21 protein-coding genes, 1 tRNA gene and 1 pseudogene are annotated in these 23,887 nt (G+C 46.5%); 7 read left to right on the top strand and 16 right to left on the bottom strand.

Going from position 1 to position 23,887, the window contains the following annotated elements; translation table 11 throughout:
• Positions 1 to 111: 111 nt before the first annotated feature.
• Positions 112 to 291 (bottom strand): chlorophyll a/b-binding protein, encoded by a 180-nt coding sequence (locus tag H6F52_RS15020; protein WP_190415851.1) that lies wholly within the window; start codon positions 289 to 291, stop codon positions 112 to 114.
• 303 nt (positions 292 to 594) lie between these two features.
• Between H6F52_RS15020 and H6F52_RS15015 the strand changes: the two genes are divergently transcribed.
• Positions 595 to 1,863 carry an MFS transporter gene (locus H6F52_RS15015; protein WP_190535832.1) on the top strand — a complete coding sequence of 423 codons (1,269 nt, stop codon included), beginning with the start codon at positions 595 to 597 and terminating at the stop codon, positions 1,861 to 1,863.
• A 37-nt stretch (positions 1,864 to 1,900) separates the two neighbouring features.
• Here the strand turns inward: H6F52_RS15015 and hisIE are convergent, their stop codons facing one another.
• The gene (gene hisIE / locus H6F52_RS15010; protein ID WP_190535830.1) at positions 1,901 to 2,551 is read right to left on the bottom strand and encodes a bifunctional phosphoribosyl-AMP cyclohydrolase/phosphoribosyl-ATP diphosphatase HisIE; all 651 of its coding nucleotides are present in this window, start codon (positions 2,549 to 2,551) and stop codon (positions 1,901 to 1,903) included.
• A gap of 486 nt (positions 2,552 to 3,037) precedes the next feature.
• On the opposite strand from hisIE, the gene hemL reads away from it, so the two are divergent.
• A complete protein-coding gene (hemL, locus tag H6F52_RS15005; RefSeq protein WP_190415898.1) occupies positions 3,038 to 4,336 on the top strand; it encodes a glutamate-1-semialdehyde 2,1-aminomutase in 1,299 nt (432 codons plus the stop codon).
• 314 nt (positions 4,337 to 4,650) lie between these two features.
• Here hemL and H6F52_RS15000 read toward each other — a convergent pair whose 3' ends face one another.
• The 10 genes from H6F52_RS15000 to H6F52_RS14955 all read right to left on the bottom strand — a co-directional run bounded on the left by H6F52_RS15000 (position 4,651) and on the right by H6F52_RS14955 (position 16,987).
• A complete protein-coding gene (locus tag H6F52_RS15000; protein ID WP_190535828.1) occupies positions 4,651 to 5,100 on the bottom strand; it encodes a chemotaxis protein CheW in 450 nt (149 codons plus the stop codon).
• A 7-nt stretch (positions 5,101 to 5,107) separates the two neighbouring features.
• A complete protein-coding gene (locus H6F52_RS14995) occupies positions 5,108 to 8,152 on the bottom strand; it encodes a hybrid sensor histidine kinase/response regulator (protein WP_190535826.1) in 3,045 nt (1,014 codons plus the stop codon).
• Positions 8,153 to 8,439: 287 nt separating this feature from the next.
• Positions 8,440 to 12,759 (bottom strand): PAS domain S-box protein, encoded by a 4,320-nt coding sequence (locus H6F52_RS14990; protein ID WP_190535824.1) that lies wholly within the window; start codon positions 12,757 to 12,759, stop codon positions 8,440 to 8,442.
• 24 nt (positions 12,760 to 12,783) lie between these two features.
• The gene (locus tag H6F52_RS14985; protein WP_190415837.1) at positions 12,784 to 13,242 is read right to left on the bottom strand and encodes a chemotaxis protein CheW; all 459 of its coding nucleotides are present in this window, start codon (positions 13,240 to 13,242) and stop codon (positions 12,784 to 12,786) included.
• A gap of 68 nt (positions 13,243 to 13,310) precedes the next feature.
• Complete coding sequence (locus H6F52_RS14980; RefSeq protein WP_190415835.1) at positions 13,311 to 13,670, bottom strand: response regulator; 360 nt, start codon at positions 13,668 to 13,670, stop codon at positions 13,311 to 13,313.
• A 579-nt stretch (positions 13,671 to 14,249) separates the two neighbouring features.
• A complete protein-coding gene (locus H6F52_RS14975; protein WP_190536020.1) occupies positions 14,250 to 14,738 on the bottom strand; it encodes a DUF202 domain-containing protein in 489 nt (162 codons plus the stop codon).
• A 95-nt stretch (positions 14,739 to 14,833) separates the two neighbouring features.
• The gene (locus H6F52_RS14970) at positions 14,834 to 15,313 is read right to left on the bottom strand and encodes a paraslipin (protein ID WP_190535822.1); all 480 of its coding nucleotides are present in this window, start codon (positions 15,311 to 15,313) and stop codon (positions 14,834 to 14,836) included.
• 173 nt (positions 15,314 to 15,486) lie between these two features.
• On the bottom strand, positions 15,487 to 15,978 hold the full coding sequence (locus H6F52_RS14965; protein WP_190415832.1) for a YajQ family cyclic di-GMP-binding protein: 492 nt from the start codon (positions 15,976 to 15,978) through the stop codon (positions 15,487 to 15,489).
• Between the two features lie 43 nt (positions 15,979 to 16,021).
• On the bottom strand, positions 16,022 to 16,432 hold the full coding sequence (locus tag H6F52_RS14960) for an MAPEG family protein (RefSeq protein ID WP_190535820.1): 411 nt from the start codon (positions 16,430 to 16,432) through the stop codon (positions 16,022 to 16,024).
• Positions 16,433 to 16,483: 51 nt separating this feature from the next.
• The gene (locus H6F52_RS14955; protein ID WP_190415828.1) at positions 16,484 to 16,987 is read right to left on the bottom strand and encodes a DNA recombination-mediator protein A; all 504 of its coding nucleotides are present in this window, start codon (positions 16,985 to 16,987) and stop codon (positions 16,484 to 16,486) included.
• A gap of 159 nt (positions 16,988 to 17,146) precedes the next feature.
• Here H6F52_RS14955 and H6F52_RS14950 point away from each other — a divergent pair.
• A tRNA-Val gene (locus H6F52_RS14950) sits at positions 17,147 to 17,220 on the top strand.
• Between the two features lie 227 nt (positions 17,221 to 17,447).
• Here H6F52_RS14950 and H6F52_RS14945 read toward each other — a convergent pair.
• Positions 17,448 to 19,163: an NAD(P)H-quinone oxidoreductase subunit 4 gene (locus tag H6F52_RS14945; protein ID WP_190434421.1), complete on the bottom strand. Its 1,716-nt coding sequence runs from the start codon at positions 19,161 to 19,163 to the stop codon at positions 17,448 to 17,450.
• 150 nt (positions 19,164 to 19,313) lie between these two features.
• Complete coding sequence (locus H6F52_RS26140; protein ID WP_277879673.1) at positions 19,314 to 19,448, bottom strand: hypothetical protein; 135 nt, start codon at positions 19,446 to 19,448, stop codon at positions 19,314 to 19,316.
• An 18-nt stretch (positions 19,449 to 19,466) separates the two neighbouring features.
• Here H6F52_RS26140 and H6F52_RS26455 point away from each other — a divergent pair.
• Both H6F52_RS26455 and H6F52_RS14935 read left to right on the top strand, forming a co-directional pair.
• Positions 19,467 to 19,678, top strand: a pseudogene (locus tag H6F52_RS26455) (type II toxin-antitoxin system HicA family toxin).
• Positions 19,678 to 19,887 carry a type II toxin-antitoxin system HicB family antitoxin gene (locus H6F52_RS14935; protein WP_190434419.1) on the top strand — a complete coding sequence of 70 codons (210 nt, stop codon included), beginning with the start codon at positions 19,678 to 19,680 and terminating at the stop codon, positions 19,885 to 19,887. The pseudogene H6F52_RS26455 and the gene H6F52_RS14935 overlap by 1 nt, the downstream one beginning before the upstream one ends.
• Here the strand turns inward: H6F52_RS14935 and H6F52_RS14930 are convergent.
• Complete coding sequence (locus H6F52_RS14930) at positions 19,856 to 20,020, bottom strand: hypothetical protein (RefSeq protein ID WP_190434417.1); 165 nt, start codon at positions 20,018 to 20,020, stop codon at positions 19,856 to 19,858. The two genes, H6F52_RS14935 and H6F52_RS14930, sit on opposite strands and share 32 nt — an antisense overlap.
• A 75-nt stretch (positions 20,021 to 20,095) precedes the next feature.
• Here H6F52_RS14930 and H6F52_RS14925 point away from each other — a divergent pair, with 75 nt between their 5' ends.
• Positions 20,096 to 21,442 carry a hypothetical protein gene (locus H6F52_RS14925; protein WP_190434416.1) on the top strand — a complete coding sequence of 449 codons (1,347 nt, stop codon included), beginning with the start codon at positions 20,096 to 20,098 and terminating at the stop codon, positions 21,440 to 21,442.
• 750 nt (positions 21,443 to 22,192) lie between these two features.
• Here the strand turns inward: H6F52_RS14925 and H6F52_RS14920 are convergent.
• Positions 22,193 to 22,705 (bottom strand): DUF393 domain-containing protein, encoded by a 513-nt coding sequence (locus H6F52_RS14920; protein ID WP_190434414.1) that lies wholly within the window; start codon positions 22,703 to 22,705, stop codon positions 22,193 to 22,195.
• A 75-nt stretch (positions 22,706 to 22,780) separates the two neighbouring features.
• On the opposite strand from H6F52_RS14920, the gene H6F52_RS14915 reads away from it, so the two are divergent.
• Positions 22,781 to 23,659 (top strand): DUF72 domain-containing protein, encoded by an 879-nt coding sequence (locus tag H6F52_RS14915; protein ID WP_190434412.1) that lies wholly within the window; start codon positions 22,781 to 22,783, stop codon positions 23,657 to 23,659.
• Positions 23,660 to 23,887: the final 228 nt, after the last annotated feature.

The raw sequence follows: 23,887 nt of genomic DNA, 5'->3' as shown, positions 1-23,887 counted from the left end.
TCCCATCACTCCTTAGCGACAATTGAAGATAAAAAAACCTGGGAGCGTTTTGATAACTCCCAGGCGGATTACTTGAGGTGACATGATGACGAGAATGGGAGGGAATTAATTCTAGATCAGACCCCAGAAGTGCAGGAAGCCTTGACCTGAGAAGATTTCAATCAGCGCAGCGGCTAAAAAGCCAATCATCGCTAGACGCCCGTTCCAAATTTCTGCTTGAGGAGTGAAGCCGTATCTCCAAGCGTTACGATCGTCCATGACGGGAGTGGTTACTTTCTGTGTCTCTTGCATGGTGGGAACTCCGGGTTTATCGCTACGTTTGTTAAGCAATGTTTAGCTTATGTAACTAAATGTAACGATAAGAAGCTAGGGTGGTCTCTATCTGAGGTTAGAGCTATGAGCGATCGCACCGAAAGCTTGAACCGAAAGCTTGAGAGGAATCGCGCGATCGCGTTTTTGCTTTCACTATCTTTCTTTATCACCTGAGAAAAACCGATTCTGCTCAATTCAAGCAATTCTGTATTGAAGTGGATACGCGACAAGTCCGTTCACCCGCAGAATTGCCTTCAGAAATCCCTCTAATTCCTCTCCCCCATGACATTTTTCCGCAAAGCCACGTCCTGGTTGCCTCAGCTAAATTCCCAAGTTTGGATTCTTGCCGCTGGTCGATTCTTATCCGGGATTGGCACTGGGTTTACTTTGTTTTACGCCCCGATTTTTTTTGTCAATCAAGTGGGACTCTCCGCTACGCAAGTCGGGATTGGCTTAGGCAGCGCCTCCATTTCTGGCGTAGTTGGGCGTATTTTGGGCGGTTCGTTTGCAGATTCGCAGTTTTGGGGACGCAGACGCACCCTGTTACTCTCAGCAGCGGTTTCGGCAGTTGCTTCCCTAGTCTTGGCGATTAGCAACAATTTTCACATTTTCGTGGTTGGTAACTTGCTCATGGGCATGGGCATCGGTTTATATTGGCCTGCCACAGAAGCTGTAGTAGCAGATTTGACACAGGGAGAGCAGCGCAATGAAGCTTATGCCCTAACGCGACTCGCAGACAATTTGGGGATGGGCATCGGAATTGTATTGGGAGGTGTATTAATTGGCACGACGGGGGCTTATCGAGAGCTATTTGTGCTTGATGCGATTTCATTTGTGGTGTTCTTTGGGGTCGTCTATGCAGCGATCGCAGAAACTTACAAACCAGGAGAACGCCAACAACAAGCATTTAGCAGTTGGGCAACGGCACTGCGCGATCGCAGTCTGTTGATTTTTTGCTTAGTGAACATCATCTTCACCACCTATATCTCGCAAACCCAAAGTACAATGCCCCTGTACTTCAGCAATTTCTTGCGTATAGAAGAATCTGGAAAAGGATTTTCCCCCACAACCATTAGTGCTTTATTTACCTGGCACCTTGTCTTAGCCATTCTCTTACAGCTGCCAGTTGTCAGAATATTTAAACGCTTGAGCCATCCCTACGCCTTGTGCATTTCCGCCCTATTTTGGGGATTAGGATTTAGCTTAATTTGGTTTACAGGAGTCGCGGCATCAAGTCAGTTAGTGTGGGCAATTTTAGCAATGGGAGTGTTTGCGATCGCCCTCGTCTCCTACACTCCCTCAGCATCTTCTCTCATTACAGTCTTAGCCCCCGAATCTCAGCGTGGCGTCTATTTTTCAATCAATTCTCTTTGTTGGGCAATCGGCTATTTCATTGGCCCTACAGTGGGTGGCTGGGCATTAGATCAACCGCCAGTGGTAGCGCATGGTTTGTGGCTAGGCTTCGCATTCAGCGTAGCCATCACTATTGCCATTTTGCAATACCTCAACCAGATTTTAAACGCAAAGAACGCAGAGGGTAACGTAAAGTAACGCCAAGACTCTGGGTACCGAGAGCGTTTAAAATGCTTTATCGCCGTCTTTCTTGCAACTTGCGATAAACGTCTCTGACATCGACGCGATGGTGAGCTAAAGCAACCAGGGTGTGATAGAACAAATCAGCCACCTCACCCGCGATCGCGTCCTTGTCGTCATCCTTGCAAGCCATCACCACTTCCGCAGACTCTTCGCCAACTTTTTTCAAAATCTTGTTATCTCCACCGGCAAATAGCTTGCTGGTGTAAGAACTTTCGCTGGGGTTGTCGCGGCGATCGCAAATCGTCGCAAACAAATCCGACAAGGTATCTGCGGGAGGCGGCGCTTTTTCCCCATCTACTTGATGAAAACAGCTGCGTTCTCCGGTGTGACAGGCAATTTCTCCCACCTGTTCCACAGTAACCAGCAGCGCATCGCTATCGCAGTCATAACGGAGACTTCGCACATTTTGTAAATGCCCCGAAGTCGCCCCTTTATGCCACAACTCCCCACGAGAACGGCTCCAATACCAAGCTTGTCCCGTTTCCAGCGTTTTCTGTAACGACTCCCGATTCATCCAAGCCATCATCAAGACCGTACCATCCAGATAATCTTGCGCGATCGCTGGCACCAGTCCCTGCTCGTTGTAGCGGATTCGATCGACAGGGATGGATTGGCTTAAAGCAGAGGGTTCAGCAGCTGGCATTTTCAGTACAAATGACTCACTTGTACAAGATATCACTCCTCACCACCAACTGCTCAGCACCCGTTCTAGATGCCTCAGATATTCTTCCGGGTTGTTCGCTAAAGTGAATAAGAGGTTGCAAGAAGCAGTTCCAGGCATTTGCCAAAGATGCTATTTAAGCTGGCTAACCAGGCTGGCTGATTGACTTCTGACAGCGTAAATGAGAACCTTGTGAGCCTTGAAGTCCTCTGTCTACCATCGAAGCTACCATTGAACCGTCGAACTGAATCGCTGAATCGAACTACCAAGTTGAATGCTACCCGATCGGAACTCCTAGGCTGCCTTCCAGAAACAAGAGCAAACACTCACAGGTAAATTCTGATTCGTTTGGTAGGACATGATTGGCATTACCCTCAGTAGGATAATTGAACAGCGTAATCTCTGCGATCGCAGCTTCCGCCTATCTTGAGGCAGAGATTTTATCATCAAAACGAGGAGATAACATTGATTACTTCTACAAATTTGAAAACCACCAAGTCAGAAGAAATATTCGCCGCTGCTCAACATTTGATGCCAGGAGGTGTCAGTTCACCAGTCCGGGCGTTTAAATCGGTGGGAGGACAACCCATCGTCTTTGACCACGTCAAAGGTGCCTATATCTGGGATGTCGATGGCAACCAATATATCGACTACGTTGGCACCTGGGGACCCGCGATTTGCGGTCATGCCCATCCAGAAGTGATTAGTGCCTTGCACGAAGCCCTGGAAAAAGGCACCAGCTTTGGTGCCCCCTCCGTGTTGGAAAATGTGCTGGCAGAGATGGTGATTGACGCCGTACCCAGCATTGAAATGGTGCGCTTTGTCAACTCCGGAACCGAGGCGTGCATGGCAGTTCTGCGCCTGATGCGAGCTTTCACCGGACGCGACAAGTTAATTAAATTTGAAGGCTGCTATCACGGTCACGCCGATATGTTCCTGGTGAAAGCTGGCTCCGGCGTCGCTACCCTCGGCTTGCCGGATTCTCCAGGCGTTCCCAAGACGACAACCAGCAACACGCTCACTGCCCCCTACAATGACCTGGAAGCCGTCAAAGCTTTATTTGACGCAAACCCCGATCAGATTGCTGGGGTGATTCTAGAGCCAGTGGTGGGCAATGCTGGCTTTATTACGCCGGACGCGGGTTTCCTGGAAGGCTTGCGAATGATTACGCAAGAAAATGGCGCGTTACTCGTATTTGACGAAGTCATGACCGGCTTCCGGATTGCCTACGGTGGGGCACAGGAGAGATTTGGGATTACCCCTGACTTGACAACGCTGGGTAAAGTAATCGGCGGTGGCTTGCCGGTGGGTGCTTACGGTGGACGCCGCGATATTATGTCGATGATTGCTCCAGCCGGGCCAGTGTATCAAGCCGGGACGCTTTCGGGGAATCCTCTGGCGATGACTGCCGGAATCAAAACGCTGGAATTGCTGCGAAAACCAGGCAGCTACGAGCAGTTAGACAAGATGACAAAGAAGCTCAGTGATGGCTTGCTGCAAATTGCTAAGGAAACAGGTCATGCGGCTTGCGGCGGTAGCATCAGCGCGATGTTTGGCTTGTTCTTCACTCAAGGGCCAGTCCATAACTACGAAGATGCTAAAAAGTCTGACTCGAACAAGTTTAGCCGCTTCCATCGCGGAATGTTAGAGCGGGGTGTGTATCTGGCACCTTCTCAGTTTGAGGCTGGATTTACTTCTCTGGCGCACACAGATGAAGATATTGACCGCACTTTGGCAGCAGCGAGAGAAGTAATGTCTGGGCTGTAAGTTAGTCTCGCTACGCTTTTATCCCGCCAGGAACTTAAGTTCCTGGCTAATCGCTCAAGCCCGTTTTAACGGACTGGGAAAATTAAATTTGAGTTGGATAAACCTGAATTTTGCGATTAGCCAGGAACTTGATTTTCATCAGCCATGCACGTTAGCGCTATATAGAGCGTCAGGGAAAAGTAAGCGCAGAGATCCAAGACTTAATAAATGAATTAGGATTGCTATTTAGACAGTAATTTAAAAGGCGAGAAAACCTAATGTCTGCATAGTTTACGCTATCGCTTATCCATCTAAAACTACTTAATTCTGCCTACTTATAGGCGATCTAAATTGAGATAGAATACGAGACCACCCTCAGGTGCGTGGATAATTTGTTCAATAGCGACGGGTAAATCTTCGGGTTGATAAAAAGCTGGAATTTTCTCAAATTTTTCTTCTGATACTTCTAATATTTTAGGCATTTCAGAGACGGGAATGCCTAATTTTTCTTTTTGCTTGATGGTGCAAACAATTAGATAGTGGTAGTCTGTTTCGTGGGATTTTAGAAATAGCGCCGATAGATCGATAAGCGCGATTGCTTCCTGTTCGTATTCCATTAACCGGCGATCATTGGTTAGGGCAGCATGGGGTGTAAATGCTTTGAGAACGCGCTGAACTCGGCCAATTGCGATCGCGTACTGTTCGTTTCCCATCTGAAACGAAACCAGTTTCCGCTTGGCAATCCGAGTTGAGACGAGGGCTTTAGTCCGGAATCGGCGATTCATAAGTTCTTTAATGTTTAATTAATTTAGCGATCGCTTCTAATAACTGAACCTCGTTGTAGGGTTTAGTAAAGTATTGAATCGCTCCTAACTCTAATGCCATCTGGCGATGTTTGAACCCACTCCGGGAAGTCAACATGGCAACGGGAATTGAGGCAAATTGAGGTTGAGATTTCAGATTTCGCAACAGTTCAAATCCGTCCATCCGGGGCATTTCTATATCGGCAATGATTAAATCGCAATTTAAGCCTTCCTCTAATTTAGATAAAGCGTCTTGACCATCTTTGGCTTGCGCGACTCGGTAACGGGCGCGAATTAGCGTCAGGGAGAGTAACTGTCGGATCGTGTAGGAGTCATCGACAACCAAAATTTGGGGTTGAGAACTTCCTGTCGGGGCAAGGAGTGGCGTGCTATGTCGTGTCCCTAAATCTGATTTATTATCAACTGAAATTGTGGTGCCGCTTTGAGTATAAAATTGCCCGATGAGATCGTCCACATCTAAAATCGTCACGACCTGACCATCTCCCATAATCGTGCAACCAACGATCCCGCGAGGCTTTGAGAGGGGAAGCGGAAGGGCTTTTACCACGACTTCTTGTTGACCGATGAGACGTTCCACGACTACAGCGAGAACACCTTCACTGGAAGCTAAAACCATTACCGGGATATAGTCTTGGGCAATTGGGTCGGGAGAGGGGCCGTCGGGATGGGGGACACTATAGTGGAGTAATTCTTGCAAACGCACCAAGCGGATGAATTCTTCTCGCCACCACAACATGGTCTGCGTCCCAGCCATTTGAATCTGATGCCCTTGAATGTGGAGAATCTCCTCTACGGCGTCTAAAGGGATTGCTACCGTATTGCGATCTGCCTTAACCATTAAGGCATCGCTGATCGATAGCATGAGTGGTAGCTTCAGGATAAAGCTAGTGCCTTTGCCCGGTCGTGAATCTACTTTGACAGTCCCCCGTACCTGCCGCAGATTGGTGCGAACCACATCCAGCCCCACCCCTCGACCAGAGAGTTCCGTGACCTCTCTGGTGGTGCTGAAACCAGGCCAGAAGAGGAATTCGTAGAGGTCGGCAATTGATAGTTCGTCTGCTTGTTCGGCTGCCACAAAGCCGCCTGCTACGACTTTGGCGCGGATGGCTTCCGGGTCAATTCCCCGTCCATCATCGGTAATGGTGATGATGGTTTGTCCGCCTTGGTGAAAGGCTTCAATTTCGATTTGACCGCTGGGGGGTTTCCCCAGGGCGAGGCGGGCTTGGGGCGTTTCGATGCCGTGATCGAAGGCATTTCGCACCAGATGCACTAGGGGGTCGCGCAGGGCGTCTAGCAGGCTTTCATCAATGGTGGTGTCTCGTCCCAGGAGGAGGAGATTAACTTCTTTGTTGTGGAGGCGACACAAATCTCGCAAAGCGCGAGGGAGGTGATCGACCGCCCGACTGAAGGGGACGACTCGCAGTTGCATGACGCGCGATCGCAACTGGTCGGTGATCCGCCGGAGTTGATCGGTGCTGCGTTCAAATTTCACCGCGATTTCGTCAATCTTCGTTCCCGATAGCGCGATCGCTTCAGTCGTTTCAATCACAGATTGAGCGGTAGAGTGAAATTCTGTATATTGATCTAATTCCAATAAGTCGAAAGTCGAAGGCAAAGATTTAGTAGAAGCAGTTGTGGTTTTTACGCGATCGCTTTTGCTATTTTCAGTGCTAAGGCGGTCATATTCTTCTCGGAGCTGCGTTCCAAATTGATTTAAAGCTACAATACTCTTCCGAATGCGCTTCGCTTCAGTGCGTAGTTGAGTTTCTTGTAGTTCCAAATTTGTCCGGTTAATCACTAATTCGCCCACCAAATTCACTAATTCGCTTAAGCGTTCTAGATCTACGCGAATCGTCGGGCGTTGCCAACCTGTCGGGGAAGAAACAGGCGAGGATTGAGGGCTGGGTGAGGGCTGAGGAGAGAGGGCTGAGGGCTGAGGAGAGAGGGCTGAGGAGAGAGGACTGAGGACTGAGTGAGGACTGAGGGCTGAGGACTGAGGACTGAGTGAGGACTGAGGACTGAGGGCTGAGGCTGGTGTCGAGGAATCCTCAACTGGTAATTCTGGAGTGGAGATGGCTGGTTCCTCAGTCCTGAGTCCTGTCACCTCAGTTCTATTACTGAAGGGTGTCGAGGAATCATCAACTGGTGATTCTGGAGTGGAGAGTATTGGTTCCTCAGTCCTCAGTCCTTTTAGCTCAGTCCCATTCAAAGGCTGTATAGTAATGGCTTCTCCCTGCAATAGCTGAGTGCGGGCAGATTGCAAGTTTTGGGCAATTTCCCATCCCTGTTTTTGGAGGAATTCTACACTCAGATGGGGGGTATCAATCAAAGTTCTCAAATACTCAACAATTTGCCCAAATTCTGCCAGTTGCAGCATCCCGGCTACCCCTGAAAGTTGGTAATAAACTTGGTTAAGCGTCGCTATTGTTTGCTCTAAAGTTTCTGATTTAACTTGAGAAAGTTCCGTCTCCAAATGGTTAAAAACCGGAAGTAAATCTTGTTCAAAAATCCTTTTAATAGTTTGCAGGTTTGCCCGATTGTTAAGGCTAGAGCCATTACTGGAAACAGCGGGCTTAGTATACTGATTTTCTAGCTGGGCTAGAATTTGGGCGATCGCTTCCACTTCAGCTACAGAGGTTGCCTGCATTGTTACTCCATTATCCTTACCTTCCGGCTGACAGACTTGGTTGGCAATGGTTCTCAGGAGATCGACCCCTTGGAGCAAAGCGGTAATCGTCGTTGGATTGATTTGGGATAAATCAGCGCGATCGCGTAGAATTGCAAAGCTATCCTCCAGGCAATGAGCCGCTGTTGATAAGGTTTCAAAACCAAACATCAAAGCCGAACCTTTTATCGAGTGGGCAGCTCGAAATAGGTTTTGAACGGCTTGCGATCGCGCTTCAACTTCACTGCTGCTTTCTATCAATAAAAGATTGGCTTCTAGGGATTGCAGGAATTCTTGAGTTTCAGTTACAAAGATACCGATTAGCTCATTGAAATCATCCGAATTCATACTTTTTTCCTTTAAATCGGTCAGCCTTTAGACGTGACTTTGGATTTTATTTAATTAATTCCCATCTTTGTAAGAATGCTACATATCAAATATGCTAGTTATTGCTTAATTGTTAGTTAAAAAACTTGCCTACTGTAAACATAAATCGCAATGATATTAAATAAAAAATGAAGTTATTAATTTTAATTACTCCATTTGATTGAGCTGGCATTTTTCTGTTTCCCTCCGGCACCCCTCGCCAAAAAGCGATAAGGGGTGCTGGAGTGAGGTTCTGAATCCTTGACTGCTTATTGCGAACGGAAGTTTGTCACTGAACTTTGGAGTTTATTCACGACAACAGCTAACCCACCAAGTGAATTCGTTACGTCTTCCGCTTTTTGGGCAGTGTTGGTAGAAATAGCGTTCACCTGCTTCACACTGCCTGCAATTTCTTCTGCCGAAATTGTCTGTTTTTGAGCAGCACGAGTAATGTTTTGTACCAAAGCATTAATTTCGCGGCTGACTTCAATAATCGCAATCAGATTCGTCTTGGCAGCTGCGGCAATGTGCGTTCCTTCAACAACTTGTTGAGTACCGGATTCCATTGCCCTCATCACCCGACTAATTTCATCTTGAATTGTCTTCACAATCTCCGATATTTCTTCGGTTGCTGAGGCAGAACGTTCTGCGAGCTTGCGAACTTCCTCTGCTACGACTGCGAAGCCTTGCCCTTGTTCTCCGGCGCGTGCTGCCTCAATTGTGGCATTCAATGCCAGCAAGTTTGTTTGAGAAGCAATTTGAGAAATAGATGTTACAATTTTGCCAATTTGTTGCGATCCTTCGCCTAGACGTTTCATCATTTTTGAAGTTTCGGCAATCGTTTGGCGAAGTTCGTTAATTCCATCAACTGTACGGTCTACAGCTTGTCCTCCCATTTCTGCTGTGGTAGCAGCTTGCTGTGCCACTTGTTCGGCTCGTTTTGCAGCATCTGAGACATCTTTAATCGAGTTGAGCATCCGCTCAATTTGTTTTAAGGTGGACTCAATTTGCAAGGCTTGGGTGCGAGCTTGCTGTGCGAGTTCGTTAGTGTTACCAATCGATGCAGTTGTGGCTTGATTAGCTTGAGCGGCTGCATCTTGGATATTAATGACTACTTTCCGTAAAGAGGTGACAAGGTAGTTGAAAGAGTCTGCTAATGCTCCTAAGATGTCATTGGTGACTTGAGCTTTAACCGTTAAATCTCCCTTGGCTGCACCCTTAATTTCACCCAAAAGCTTGACGACTTGTTGAGTTAGAGAATCTGCCTCAATTTTTCGCTCTTCTGCTAATTTGATAAGTCTATCAGCCGCTTCTTTTTGCTGGGTAATGTCGAAGCGAATCCCGATATATTTGATGATATTGCCATTAGTGTCAAAGATTGGGGACACTGTAGTGTCAACCCAATACAAAGAACCATCTTTGCGCTTATTTTTGATTTCTCCTTTCCATACACCGCCCCGATAAACCGTAGCCCAGAAGTCTTGGAAAAAGGATTTCGGGTGGTAGCCAGAGTTAACGATGCGATGGTTTTGCCCCATTAGTTCTTCCTGGGTGTATCCAGAGATTTGGCAGAACCGCTCGTTAGCATAGGTAATGGTTCCTTTTAAGTCGGTTTCGCTGACAATCGCCGATTCATCAAGGGCATTTTGCCGGTTTTTCAGTTCTTGCAGCAGGCGTTCCTGCTCCTTGGCGAGTTGTTGTAAACGTTCTTGGGCTTGCTTGTCGCTGGTGATGTTGCGACAAACAATCGCCCCGCCTTTGAGGACACCGTTGTCGTCCTTCAGCGGTCTGCCGTTAATTTTTGCCCACAAACCTTCTGGTATACCAGGATGACGAGTAAACATCTCTACGTCGTCAACGGCTTCGCCTCGGATCGCTTTTGTCATCGGTAAATCTGCGGTTGGGTAAACGGTCACGGTATCGGGCAAAAACAAGCCATACTGCGTTGACCATCGATCGGGGGGGGCATCTCCTGAACCCAATCCGAACATTTTCTCCGCAGCGGGGTTGAACAGTAAAAACTTTCCGGTTTCATCGGCGACGATGACTGCCTCACCCATACTGTTGAGTACCAATTGCAAGATACTGGTTTGCTGCCGAAGTTCAGCCGAGGAACGAGCCAAATCTGCTGCTGTTCGCTGTAAATCTGCTTCCGCTTGTTTGCGATCGCTAATGTCGGTGCAGACGCCAACCCACTCGCGGATACTACCATCTTCTGCTAAGACGGGAATCCCGCGAACCCAGAAGTATCCATAGCTGCCATCTGCGGCTCGGATACGATACTCAACCTGATAGAGGCTCTTCGTTTCAAGGGCTTTATTCCAAATACGAGCAGTGGGATCGCGATCTTCTGGATGCACGGCATCCAACCATCCCCAGCCTTTCACTTGTTCCTCGCTTTGACCTGTAAACGCTCTCCAAGCTGGCATATCAACCACTTGTCCTTGGGCGTCTGTCGCCCAGACTATCTGCGAGGTGGCAACGATCAATGAGCGATACCTTTCCTCGTTCTGACGGATGGTTTCCTCAGTAGCTTTGCGCTCAGTAATGTCATTGTTGATTTCTAGGATCGCTTTAGGCTGACCGGATTCCTCCCGTTGCAATGTCCAGCGACTCGCGACAACGATCTGTGTCCCATCGCGCTTGGTGTGGATGAGTTCACCTTCCCAACGTCCATCCCGCAGGCACGCGGCTTTAATTTCCTCGACGGGTTGGGGAAAGATGGTTTTTAAAAATGCGTGGATGTATTGCCCTACGGTTTCTTCCTTTGTCCAGCCGTATAGTCTTTCTGCGCCTTGATTCCAATAAGCGATGCGATCGTCGAGATGCCGAAGCAAAATGGTGTCATTGGCTAAATCCAGCATTTGCACCTGTTGCTGCAATGCTTCTTCTGCCTGTTTGCGATCGCTGATGTCTGTGGAAATACCACAGAGGGCGTAAGCCGCTCCTGTAGAATTTTTTAAGGGAAATTTCACTGAAAGATAGGTGTGGAGTCCGTCGTCTTGCGGCACAACCTCTTCCAGTTCTAAAGAAATTCCGGTTTCAATTACCTTGCGATCGTTGGCACCATAAGCATCGGCCATTTCTTTCGAGAAGAAATCGTAGTCAGTCTTGCCAATAACCTGCTCTTTGGTCGTGTGGAAGAGGCGTTCGTACTGGCGATTGACCAGAATGTAACGACCTTCCAAATCTTTGAGATAGATGACAGCGGTGTAATTGTCGATGATTGCCTCTAGGCGTTCTTGACTTTCCCTGAGTGCGGCTTCTGCCTGCTTGCTGGAGGTGATGTCACGGGCAATGCAGTACATCACTTGATTTTCAGTCGCCGCATTCGCAGTCCACGCTAACCATCGGTAGGAGCCATCTTTACACCTGTAGCGATTTTCAAAATACAGTACCTGCGAACCAACAGTCAGTTTTTCGGCTTCGGCTAAGCTCTTGTCTCGGTCATCTGGATGGATAAACTCAATAAACGGTTGAGCCAAAAGTTCCTCGACCGCGAAGCCCAGGATTCTTGTCCATGAAGGATTGAGGCGCTTAAAGGTGCCGTCAAATCCGATAATACACAGCAGGTCAAGAGAGAGAGTAAAGAAGCGATCGCGTTCTTGATTCGCTTCCGTTAATTCTGCCGTGCGCTCATCGATGCGTTGTTCGAGTTCTTGATTCAGATTGCGAAGTTCTGCTTCTGCCCGCTGGCGTTTGATATCAATGCCATTCAGGTTTCGAGAATTCCACCAAATCAGAACGGCAAAAACAATAATATTCAAGCTACCTAAAACCGAGATGGCGATCTCGGTTTCCAAAGACTTCGCCCGGTACCCGGCTAAGATTATCCAACCTAAAAGTGGCGGAATTCCAAGTACAGCCGGTGACATCCGCCTCGCCATCATACCCCCTGCATTCTGACTGGTGACAACTGCCATCACCCCTCGATCTGGACGAGCAAACAGAATGCCGGTGCTAAGAAGCGCAAATCCCACTGCTGCGTGCAAGGCCATTTGGGTGTAAGAGCTAATCCCATAAAGGGATTTCACACCATAAAGGTAGCCCAGTACCCCCAGCAAGGCGACTGAGAATGCCGCTAAGCTAAGAATTTGAGCGGCTTGATAATTAATATAGGGGCCGAGAAACAGCAGTAGAGCCACCCCCAACATCAAAAAATTAAGGGCAGTATTGGGAGCCATCCGACCAGGGGAGGAAGTGCCAAAGGTGTCTGACGACGCCTTGAACAGAAGTTGGTCAATGCCGAAATCCCACCCCAGAACATACTGCATCAGCGTGAGCAAACCGACGACCATAACGATCCCGGCAAACCATTGTCCCAAGCGGCGCTTCGACTCGTCAGCGGGATAACGGTGCCACAACCACAACGATGTACCGCTGAGGATAAAACACACCGCTGCGTTTGCTTTCATCGTCACCAGACCTGGCAAGATGCTTTTCAGGATGGGAATGTTAAACATCCAACCTAGTAGTACCGCACAACCGATTGCAATGACTGCTATAGTGGCTTTTTTAGAAAAGGATTGAAGTGTCCCGATGAGGTCGGAAGACTGAGGCACCTCTATCGGCTGATATGAACTTTCCATCTTATGGCTCCGGCAATCTATGATTTACCAGCGATCCGAATGCGCGATCGCTTCTACATCCACAATCATGAGTAAGCGTCCCTGACAGTCATATAAGCCTCGCAAAAAAGGAGCCAGTTCCTCACTCACCTCTGCTGCCGAGACAATTTGATCGGGATCGAGAGATAGCACACCCTCGACATGAGAAACTGCTAATCCCATCCGCATCGATGGGAGATTGATATCGCGCGGGTCGGGCGCTTCTACGACTAAAATCCGACTCCGAGCTTCGTGACTTTCCACAGGGTCGGCACCCATGAACCGACCAAAATCTGCTACTGCCAGAATTTCCCCTCGCAGATTGGTTAAACCCAATAAAAAAGGAAGCGTATTCGGAACAGCCGTAATGGTTTGATCGCCCAAAACCAGCACTTCTCTGACTGCCGTTAGTTCGACTGCAAACAGGCTCTTGTCTTGACCAAAGAGAACGAATTGGCGAGGCATAAACAATTAAAAATGTAAAATTAAAAATTATAATTATTGATTAATTTTTAATTTTTAATTTTTAATTCTTAGAGAAGGCGTCGCACCAGGTTAATAAACTGTTTCGCCTCAAGTGGCTTACTTACATAAGCATCGGCTCCCAGCTCGATTCCCCAAGCTTTATCAATCTCTGTATTTTTTTGCGTACAAAACACGACAGGTAAGTGTTTAGTTTCCTCGTTCTCTCGTAACTCCCGCACCACTTCAAATCCGTTCATTCGTGGCATGACCACATCCAATATCACGAGGTCGGGTGGCTTCTCCTGGATGCGAGCGATCGCTTCCTCTCCATCACTCGCTCTCACCACTTCCATCCCCGCTTCTTGTAAAATTCGGCAAATCATCTCTAGTTCAGTCGGCACATCATCGACGACTAATACTCTCGACATCGCAACCCTCACAAGTATTTATTGTTAACTCGATTCTATCTGAGTCTATTCCCGCTCAAAAAGCCTCAGTATTTTCACCGAAACATCTTTTAATATTGTTCTCATTTACTGAAAAATAAACCTTGCCAAAGTTCGTTTCCGTCCCAAGAAATTTAGCTGTATTGTTAAATATTTGTTGCTTCAATCTACATTTTGCACCAGAGCCGGTTCAAATAGAATTCGCAGCGATGCAAACTAAGCTTTTCTGCACCAAATCACGTTAAATCAAGAGTTTAAAACCCGCATCTCATCTGGTTCTTGTATGCCTAGATGTGATTTGAATCACCGATTTAAAAATAATCCAAACTCGTAGTTAAATATCCCATCACATCTATTGAATGCTGAAAACTTAATTAAGTTATCAGCTTGATACCCTTAAAATTATAAAACACATAAATAAAATTGCAGGATTTCGCCAACCCTGATTTTCAAACTCCTTAATTCAAAGTAAAGTTTTTTAGACTTTCAAAAACAAACTTTACGATTTTCAAATAATTTTGATTCACTTTTTTGATGCAAATAAAAAGAAAGGCACTTTTTCTAAGAATTTTGATGCTTTACAGTTTGTGCAAAAGAGGTAGCAGGCTGCTGAAGCTGGCGATAAACTTTACCACTTTTGCTAGAAGAGGGAGTATGAGGAACGGGTAGCTGTCGCCAGAGGAGGACAGGGATACTGAGGACACCTAAAATCATCACCACTCCAGCCGTTATCCAGACAAACAGACGATTTGCCTGATAATCGCTACGCTCAATTTGCCAAAAAACCTGGTTGTAGCGCCATGCAGCAAAGGCAATTAGGACAATGCCAGCAACCACCAGACTGATGCCAAGGCTCTGGGAACTGATGAACGAGTGAGAAGTGCTATCCTGACCTGTGACGGCGGTTTGCAGTTGCTGTAGAAATAAACCAAAGCGAGCTAAAGCAAACCCAAATCCAATCAATGCAATCGAGGTACGCAACCAAGCCAGAAATGTCCGCTCATTGGCTTGATGCTCTCGCTGGCGGTCGATTTTTGGTTGTTTATCTATTTCTCCTCTGGCTCAGACATTAGCAGGTTCTAGTCTTAATTTCAGCAGCTTTCCCAATTTCAGAGGCTCCAGTATTTTTCTAAAAAAGCAATATCCTATTGGACACGGGTAATCTTGATCCCCCAATTCGCAACCGCCTCCTTTAATTGCTGCAATAAAGTTTGAGCGATTTCGCTTCTAGAATGAACCGCTTGCTCTAGCTTAATTCGACCAATTTCAGAGCGCAGGATAGAGATAACCAAGTTTTTTAACGCTATCTCAATATTTTCAACAGTGTAATAAGTGCGTTCTAAATTTAGGATGCGCCAATACACAATTGCATCGACTTCCAGGGACACATTATCTTTTGCGATCGCTGGCTGGCGCTCAATTTTCAAAACCTGTTCGCGGGTCGTATTCTGATAGACAATCGTATCGAGCCAAGGCAAGATAAAGTGGATACCTGGTTTCAGCGTTCGATGGTATCGACCCAAGCGCTCTACTAAGGCTTCATTACTTTGACGGATAATTTTGACAGAGTATCCCAGCACGTAACCAATGATGACTGCACCAAGAGCAGCAAGGAATAACTTCATTTGTATTGTCTTGCTGGGATATTTTCACAAAGCAATTGGGCTTTTATTTTTAGAATGATGTTAACTCAAAGGCACTGTTCACCTTAAGTTTTAACCACTCAAAAAACGCACAAAATAACCAAAATTTTGCGTATCTTTGCAAAACCTCCGCGTTCTTTGCGTTTAAAAACCGTTTAGCGATAGTTATTAAATTGCAAAGCAACCGGATAATCTTCCTGCTTCAAGCGTTGAATTACCAGTTGCAAGTCGTCTTTGGATTTAGCAGAAACTCGCACGGCATCACCTTGAATTGAGGGTTGCACTTTTTTAATTTCGTCCCGAATTAGTTTGGTGATTTGTTTAGCGATTTCCTGGCTGAGTCCTTTACGCAATTTGATTTCCTGCCGAATGCGACTACCACCCGCTGATTCAGGTTTGCCATAATCAAAGATTTTCAAGCTAAGGTTGCGCTTGGCGGATTTAATTTGCAGGATGGTATGAACAGCATCCAAGGTAAATTCGCTATCGGTGCTAATTGTAATAACGTCGTCGCCTAATTCAAGGGTAGTTTTAGTGTCTTTGAGGTCGAAGCGGCTTTTTATTTCCCGCTCAGTTTGGTCTACGGCATTGACCAATTCTTGCCGGTCAAAATCGCTGACAATATCAAAAGAGTATGTAGAAGCCATAAAGAATCGTTAGTGGTTGGCTAAATTGATATTAGAAAAATCGCTAATTGCTATTGGCAGAAAGTAGGCTGAGGACAAATAAGGTGCTACTGCTCAGGGTACCGATGCCGAACATTAGCGATCGCGCGATTGGGACATTGAGAATATAAAAAACGGAGTATAATGACCGGGCAACAACGAAGGCGATCGCTGCGATCGCTGCCAAGGGCGAATCTACACCTGTCACATAAGCCATCAGGGCTGCCGCCGCAAATATCATAAATGCTTCAAACGAGTTTTGGTGCGCCCAAGTGGCTCGTTGTCCGTAGGGAGGCAGCTTATCAAACATGGCTCGCGGAGCCGCCGTGTTATACCCCACAGTCACACGGGCGTAACCCACCACCAAAAAGGGGATATAAATCAGAACAGCGGCTGCGGCAATGCAGTCGAGCAGAATAGCAGGTACTGGGATCATAGCTTTATTGTAGAGACGCCAGCGGTAGCGCTCTTAATGCATCGCGTCTTTTTAATCAAAGTAGAACAGAGTCACCACTTTGCGTTGTTCTTCCGCATCCTGACAAGTTTTGAGCAGGGTGTGGCTGTCGTGAAACGCAAAACAGATTAGCTGCTGACACCGAGAAACTATCTCTTGATTGCATAGAGCGCTGGCTTCAGCCAGCGATAAATTGTCGTTTTCGGGATTTTCTACCAAATGCATTACCTGTTCCAACTGCTCCCGCGATTCCCGTGGCTGACGCTCTAAGCTTTGGGGCAAAATTACAGTCAGCAGGCTAGAATCGGCTCGCATCGCCCCTCGGATGGCGGCAAAATTGGTTCCGGTAGCACCAGAGGTGATGAGTCGATTCCCGGTTAAAACCAAGGCATAGCTCATCATCTCAATGAGATTTTGATGGGTGATCGGAACGTGACGCGACCCCAGCAGGGCAATCCGTTTGGAACCTGTTTGCTGGATAGTCGCCAGTTCTTGCGCTAAGGCATCAAGCTTAGGAATGTCAATGGATTGGCTCAATGACGATTTCTGTCTGAACAACCTCGCTATTTTATCAGACCCGGATGACAACAGCGATGGAGTTTCTGCATCTTAGTTGCCGAGTTCTAAGTTCCATTGGTTAGCGAGAATTATTTGCACTTTTATAAAAAGCTATGCTATATTTATAAATCGTCGGACGGACGCATAGCTCAGTTGGTTAGAGCACCACGTTGACATCGTGGGGGTCACTGGTTCGAATCCAGTTGTGTCCATTATTTTTTTTGGTGCCGCTATAGGTGGCTTTGCCAACTTATTGTCGATTGCCACATTATTTGACACTAATAACAAATTAGTGTCACTTTTAACGAACTACAGAGGTAAAGGCGATCGCATTTGAGCCGACAAGCGCACCCAAAAAAAACACCTTGGTAGCTGATAACCCTCTCGGTTAGGCAAAACGCCCCTACAATCGGCTACCAAAGGATTATTCATGCGGCGCTTACCTTGGATAGCGCTCCACGATTCCCAAAACAGGCTTTACTTCCGACTCTGCAACCTTCGGAACTAAAAATCCTCCCGCATAAATCTGGGGATTCATGGCTGCAATTTGGGTATAAGATTGGCGAACCTGAGCATTCACTGCAACAGTTTTGACATCGTACATTTGCATACCCATATTCGGGTATACGCCAAGACCGATAATCAGCACCAGAAAGCAAGCAGCAATAAACACTTCACGAGGTCTGGCATCGATAAATGCTGCATCGATAGGTAAGCTACAGTTTGTACCAAAGCAAACCGGCTCCTGATTTCCCTGATTCTGCAAATCTGCATCCATAATGTCGCAGGTCGGTGCAATGTCGCAGGTCGGTACTTCACCAGAATTGTAAAACACCTGTCGCAGCATCGATAGCAGATAAATCGGCGTCAGGATAACACCCACGGCAGCTAGGAAGACGGTCACGGTGCGGAAAGTTGAGCTGTAGATATCGCTCGTTGTCACACCGACGAAAACCGACAGTTCGCTAGCAAAGCCGCTCATTCCCGGTAGAGCCACTGATGCCATCACACCCATTGTAAACAGGGCAAACACAGTGGGCATTGCCTGAGCAATCCCGCCCATTTCTTTCATCGACATAGTGTGAGTGCGATCGTAAGTCACCCCGGCTAAAAAGAATAGTAATGATGCAATCAAACCGTGAGAAATCATTTGCAGCATTGCGCCGTTGATTCCCAAGTCGGTGAAGGACGCAATCCCCAATAGGACAAATCCCATGTGAGAAACCGACGAATAGGCGAGGCGACGCTTCATATTCGTCTGGGCAAAGGAGTTAAAGGCACCGTAGATAATATTGACAACGCCCAGAATCGCTAAGACAGGTGCAAAGTATACGTGTGCATCAGGAAGAAGTCCTAAGTTGAGGCGAATCAAACCGTATCCACCCATCTTCAGCAGTACGCCTGCGAGTACCATTGATACGGGAGAAGATGCCTCGCCATGTGCATCTGGTAGCCAGGTGTGCAGGGGGAAAACAGCTAATTTGACACCAAAGGCAACAAGCAATCCTGCATAAAGCAGCAGTTCTAAAGCAAGCGGGTAATCTTTTAAGCCGAGTTCGACCATATCGAAGGTCAGATTATCGCCGTAAAATGCCATTGCCAAACCAGCAACCAGAATAAAGATGGAAGCGGCGGCGGTATATAGTAAGAACTTCATCGCGGCGTACTGACGCTTCTGCCCACCCCAAATCGAGACGAGTAGGTAGACGGGAATTAGTTCAACTTCCCACATAATGAACAGCAGCAGCACGTCTTGAGCGACGAATACCCCTACCTGTGCGGAATACAGCACCAGCATCAGGAAATAGAAGAGGTGGGGTTTGAGATTGACTTGCCACGCCGCAAACATGGAGAGTGTTGTCACTAATCCTGCCAGAAGCACCAGCGGGGCTGAAACTCCATCGATGGAAACTGCCCAGTTCAAGCCTAAATGAGGCACCCAGGAATATTTCTCTACAAGCTGAAAAGTCGCGCTGCTTGGATCGTAATGCTTCCAAAAGACGTAGCACATCAATATAAAGTCTGCGATCCCCACGCCGAGTGCATACCAGCGCACTCGCGTGCCGTCTTTATCCGGCAGAAAAGGGATCAGCAGTGCAGCAACGAGTGGGAACAGGACAATCGCGCTAAGCCAAGGAAATTGATCCTCAATCATGGCAGTAGGAAAAAATACTTATTTCTGTATGTGATTATCTTATTAAACTTTGTAAACACTTAGTCATAAATCTTTCTTGCAGATCACTATAGACGGATCTCTAGGTACAGGCTGAGCGACTTGAGCCTATGGTATAGGATGGCAGCAGATTCAACGCGATCGCTCTTTTCTCGTGGAGTCTAACTGGGAAGATGCGATCGCCTTCGCCCCATTTTCAAACCACAGATTGTTGCTTTCGTCAAGGGTATTGGCGCGATCGCATTTTGGCAGTATGACAGGGTGCAATGGTGCTAGAGGCTTAGCATGAAAGTTCAGGCAGTGATTAAGCTAATAGAAGAAGATGGTTGGTATCTGGCAAGAACTAGAAGCAGTCATCATCAGTTCAAGCATCTACCAAGTCTGGGTTAGTCACAATTGCAGGGAAACCGTCTGACGATCTAGCACCTGGCACGTTAAACAGCATAATGACGCAAGCTCAACTTAAGGAAGACAAGGAAACAGGAGAAGAAGAGTAATGCGCTATGCGATTGTGATTGAAAAGCTAGAGAGGAACTATTCAGCTTATGTTCCAGATTTACCAGGATGTGTGGCGACAGGTGCAACTCTTGAAGAGATGGAACAGCAGATAAAAGAAGCGATCACCTTTCACTTGGATGGTTTGCGAGAAGAGGGTTTACCCATTCCCGAACCAACTACTCTATGTGAATGTGTCGAAGCTTGCTAAAGGTGCGATCGCGCTTGGCGCACACGCCGCGATCGCACGCATCCATCAACGCTTGCGAGAGAATCTCCTTGAGAACGTCTTGATACAGAAATAGCAAGGCACTCAATGCCTTATTTTGCGTTGAAGCTGCCACAAAATCCACCTAATATATAGTCAGGTGGCTATTTTAGCCTCCATGTGACTAGTTAAAATAGCATGAGTCAAACCTATGCCTAGTGATAAAACTTATACGATTGAATACTGGATAGAGATAACGCGATTTTCTAAAGAGCAGTTAGAAAACCATGTTAAACAGTCGTTAGATAAGTTTCTTGAAAATATCAATTTTGATATTCAAGAAAAGGCAAATTATTTAATTTTACGTATTGTCTCAACTGAAGAAATCATCGATACTTGCCATGACCAACTAAAATTTGAGCGGGAATGGTCTTTTCGAGCCAAGGATGAACTAGGAAATTTATTAAGAGCAAAAGCATATCCTGTTTTAGCAGAAATTGAATTACGACTTAGAAGCTTCATCAGTCAAGCCATGATTGATGTATTAGGATTCGATTGGTGGAACTCCTTCATTTCTGAGAACATTCAAAAGAGAGTCAGAGACATTGAAGCAAAAGCAGGAAAAAATCAAGTTAAATTTCACCATCCAATTGAGTTTACTTTTTTTGATGATCTAATAGTAATCGTTACGACCAACTTTCAAGCTTGGTCTGACAGTCAAGCTGTTACTGTTACAGATTTGTCTGAATTACTTTCTGTATGTAATTCTATTGAAGATGTACAACGAGAAGTTAATAACCGTAGAAAAATTGTATCTTTCTGGGATAGTGTTTTTTCAGATTACTTTGATGATAAAGAAGCCTGGATTAAACTTAAGGAAAATATTGAGAAATCAATAATACCTATTCGTAATAAAGTAATGCATCATCGCTTGATGCGTCGCTATGAATTGGGGAAAATAGAAGAATGTAGAGATGAGGTAAAACGTGTACTCAGTTTAGCAAAAACTACGCTATCGGATGTAGAACTTGAAGAGATTCAACCGAGCATCAAAATTATTATTGATGGATTAAAACCTCAGCTTGACCCCGAACTTCTAAAGAAGGCGATGTCAGGTATCGACCCCGAATTTATAAAGAAGGCAATGCAACCAGCTATCGACTCCGAACTTCTAAAGAAGGCGATGTCAGGTCTCGGCTCCGAACTTCGAAAGAAGGCGATGTCAGGTATCGACCCCGAACTTCTAAAGAAGGCGATGCAACCAGCTATCGACTCCGAATTTATAAAGAAGGCAATGCAACCAGCTATCGACTCTGAACTTCTGAAGAAGGCAATGCAATCAGCTATCGACCCCGAACTTCTAAAAAAGACAATGCAATCAATGCAGTCAGCTATCGATCTCGAACTTCTAAAAAGACGAATGCCTGAAATCGAATTATCTACTAGCCAAGAAAAAATAGATAACGATGAAGACAATATGAAAGCAGAGAGTGAAACAGATGAGCCTGATTCTGGTAGCAATTCTCAAAGCAATGACGAAGATGATAGTAACAATTAGTACTTAAGAAGAAACGCCGCATAACAACCGTCTTGCAGCGTATAGTATGTGGGTCTTAGAGTGGATGCAAAGGTTACTAGCTGCCCCTGAACACGAACGTTAATCAAGAAAAACACTTTGCTCAAATAGCTTTCTGATAGGTACTCATCCCCCCAAACAGCAACAGGCACCAATCTGCGCTAGCTTTTTCAGAGCCGCTCCGCTAACGCAGCAATGCTTCGCTATCGCAACACCCATCCTCCTGCAATGCCGGAATCTTAAACCTCGCGCCGACCTGGGACACTTCGACAACAACCTCAACCCATGCTTCTCATACCCTGCTATTGACTTAAACTGGCACTCCATCTGATGACAGGTGACTCGGCATAAAAAGAAGCGATCGCTTATTCATTTTCACCCAACTTTTCCAGTTAACACAAGATTAATGTTAGGATTTAGCGCAAATTTTCAAAAAAGGTATTTAAGAATAAATGGTCTTGCTACTTGATAGAGCAGAGCCAGGATAAACGGGATAACGATTGGGAGAGCCACGATTAGTCCCCATTTGCCAAATCGAAGCTCTTGATTCTCGGATTTTAGGAGTGCAATCACTGCTGCGACTCCCATGAGTATCCAAATACAACCAAAGATAATGAAGAGAGTATATGCTGAGTCTTGCATTTTTTTCCCTACTAGCGAAAGTAGTCTAGTTTTAGGTTAGCTTGACCTATTTGTGCCGTTAACTTCCTTTAGTTGGGTTATTCTGATTGACTAAAGTTGGTTATCGTCATTTAGCCGACAGCGCCCCTGCATCTCGCATTCAATGCGCTTCTGGCGCTTGCTAACAATCGTGGCTAAATTGGGTCGTCCAGTGAGTGCAAGACGCCAATCAGCCCAAATTTCATACAGCATATCCGCAATAGAACCGATAATCGGCAATTTAGTCACCGCATAGATCCACCCCATCCCCAGAATCTCATAGACGCGGCGGAAGACTTCCACATTCTTGACGACCGTGCCATCAGGAAGCACGGCATGAATTCGCCCCATTGCCGTTTCAAAATCAACACCGCCATGCGCTTCTGGGGTATAGCGATCGCCTGCGATGTCCACAAACGCCACCAAACCTCGACCCGCATCCCGTCTCCTCAAAAAATTGACTTCTCGCACGCACAAGGGACATTCACCGTCATACAGCAACTCTATTTGCCATGATGGGGAAGAAGACTGAGGTGAAGTAGAGGCTTCAAGCGATTCGGGGAACGGAGTCTTAGAAGAGGACATAGGTGGTTCTCAATTAACGGATTCCTCACATGAGGAGAACAAGCACACCTTAATATTGTAAAGAAACTTAAAGATATGAGCTTTCTTCTGGGATGTGCAGTTTGGGGTTATAAAGGCTGGATAGGCGACCTTTTTCCGCCTGGAAGCCGTTCTAAAGATTTTCTGCGCTTATACAGTCAGCGTTTCACTGCCGTTGAAGGCAATACGACTTTCTATGCTGTACCCGACGCCGATACTGTAGCGCGTTGGGCACAAGAAACACCAGCAGGTTTTAAATTCTGCCTAAAGTTGCCTCGGACTGTGACGCACAATGGCTTGCTACAACCGTCGATTCCAGGGGCATTAAAGTTTTTAGAACAGATGCAAGGTTTAGGCGTTGGTGCAGCATCTCCTGAGGAGAGTCGCCTTGGCCCCATTTTTGCCCAATTACCGCCTAACTATCCCCCGGCATATTTGGATGACTTAACCGCTTTTTTGGAAGCATGGCCTCGCAATGAAGCGCCTTTAGCGCTGGAAGTTCGTCATTCCGACTGGTTCAAAGAACCTCACAGTAGCCATCTGACGGCGCTTTTGCAGCAGTTGGGTGTGGGACGGGTACTGCTGGATACTCGCCCTGTTTACACGGGATCGGCGAATTCTCAAGAGTGTCCAGAATCGCGAAAACCCAACGTGCCTGTGCAACCGATTGTCACGGCTTCCTTTAGCTTAATCCGGTTTATCAGCCATCCAGAGCAGTCGGTGAATCAGCCTTTTATGGAAGAGTGGGTGAGTTTGCTGGATGGATGGTTGCGTCAGGGAACAAAAATCTACTTTTTCATGCATTGTCCCTTAGAAGAGCGATCGCCCGGAAATGCCCGTCACTTTCAGCAGTTGCTGGAACAACATAACGCACCCGTTCCACCCCTTCCCTGGAATGGGATTGAGGTACCGCCTACCCAGCTAAGTCTGTTTTGAAAGAATTATATCTACCGATTCCTCGGTCTAACGATTGGAACTTGTTTAGGAGGAACAATGGTTACATCGGTCGAACGAACTCTAGAAGCAGTGAGCTTCTGGTAAAATAACCCTGCTGATTGCGGAGTCGGAAATGGGCCAACTTGGATGCCATCGACTCGATTATTCGTGTCTCTCCAGTAACAAGAGCGAACTTGGATACTTGGGTATTCTCTAGTTATCCGTTGC

The organism is Coleofasciculus sp. FACHB-542 (assembly GCF_014695825.1).
Lineage (GTDB): Bacteria > Cyanobacteriota > Cyanobacteriia > Cyanobacteriales > FACHB-T130 > FACHB-T130.
Note: the sequence above shows the minus strand (reverse complement) of the source record. Positions and strands in the feature narration are given on the sequence as shown.

Bases quoted from the DNA above. Each gene is read 5' to 3' on its own strand.
- H6F52_RS15020 (WP_190415851.1), bottom strand. From the start codon at position 291: ATGCAAGAGACACAGAAAGTAACCACTCCCGTCATGGACGATCGTAAC.
- H6F52_RS15015 (WP_190535832.1), top strand. From the start codon at position 595: ATGACATTTTTCCGCAAAGCCACGTCCTGGTTGCCTCAGCTAAATTCC.
- hisIE (WP_190535830.1), bottom strand. From the start codon at position 2,551: ATGCCAGCTGCTGAACCCTCTGCTTTAAGCCAATCCATCCCTGTCGAT.
- H6F52_RS15000 (WP_190535828.1), bottom strand. From the start codon at position 5,100: ATGAATCGCCGATTCCGGACTAAAGCCCTCGTCTCAACTCGGATTGCC.
- H6F52_RS14995 (WP_190535826.1), bottom strand. From the start codon at position 8,152: ATGAATTCGGATGATTTCAATGAGCTAATCGGTATCTTTGTAACTGAA.
- H6F52_RS14990 (WP_190535824.1), bottom strand. From the start codon at position 12,759: ATGGAAAGTTCATATCAGCCGATAGAGGTGCCTCAGTCTTCCGACCTC.
- H6F52_RS14985 (WP_190415837.1), bottom strand. From the start codon at position 13,242: ATGCCTCGCCAATTCGTTCTCTTTGGTCAAGACAAGAGCCTGTTTGCA.
- H6F52_RS14980 (WP_190415835.1), bottom strand. From the start codon at position 13,670: ATGTCGAGAGTATTAGTCGTCGATGATGTGCCGACTGAACTAGAGATG.
- H6F52_RS14970 (WP_190535822.1), bottom strand. From the start codon at position 15,313: ATGAAGTTATTCCTTGCTGCTCTTGGTGCAGTCATCATTGGTTACGTG.
- H6F52_RS14965 (WP_190415832.1), bottom strand. From the start codon at position 15,978: ATGGCTTCTACATACTCTTTTGATATTGTCAGCGATTTTGACCGGCAA.
- H6F52_RS14960 (WP_190535820.1), bottom strand. From the start codon at position 16,432: ATGATCCCAGTACCTGCTATTCTGCTCGACTGCATTGCCGCAGCCGCT.
- H6F52_RS14945 (WP_190434421.1), bottom strand. From the start codon at position 19,163: ATGATTGAGGATCAATTTCCTTGGCTTAGCGCGATTGTCCTGTTCCCA.
- H6F52_RS14935 (WP_190434419.1), top strand. From the start codon at position 19,678: ATGCGCTATGCGATTGTGATTGAAAAGCTAGAGAGGAACTATTCAGCT.
- H6F52_RS14925 (WP_190434416.1), top strand. From the start codon at position 20,096: ATGCCTAGTGATAAAACTTATACGATTGAATACTGGATAGAGATAACG.
- H6F52_RS14920 (WP_190434414.1), bottom strand. From the start codon at position 22,705: ATGTCCTCTTCTAAGACTCCGTTCCCCGAATCGCTTGAAGCCTCTACT.
- H6F52_RS14915 (WP_190434412.1), top strand. From the start codon at position 22,781: ATGAGCTTTCTTCTGGGATGTGCAGTTTGGGGTTATAAAGGCTGGATA.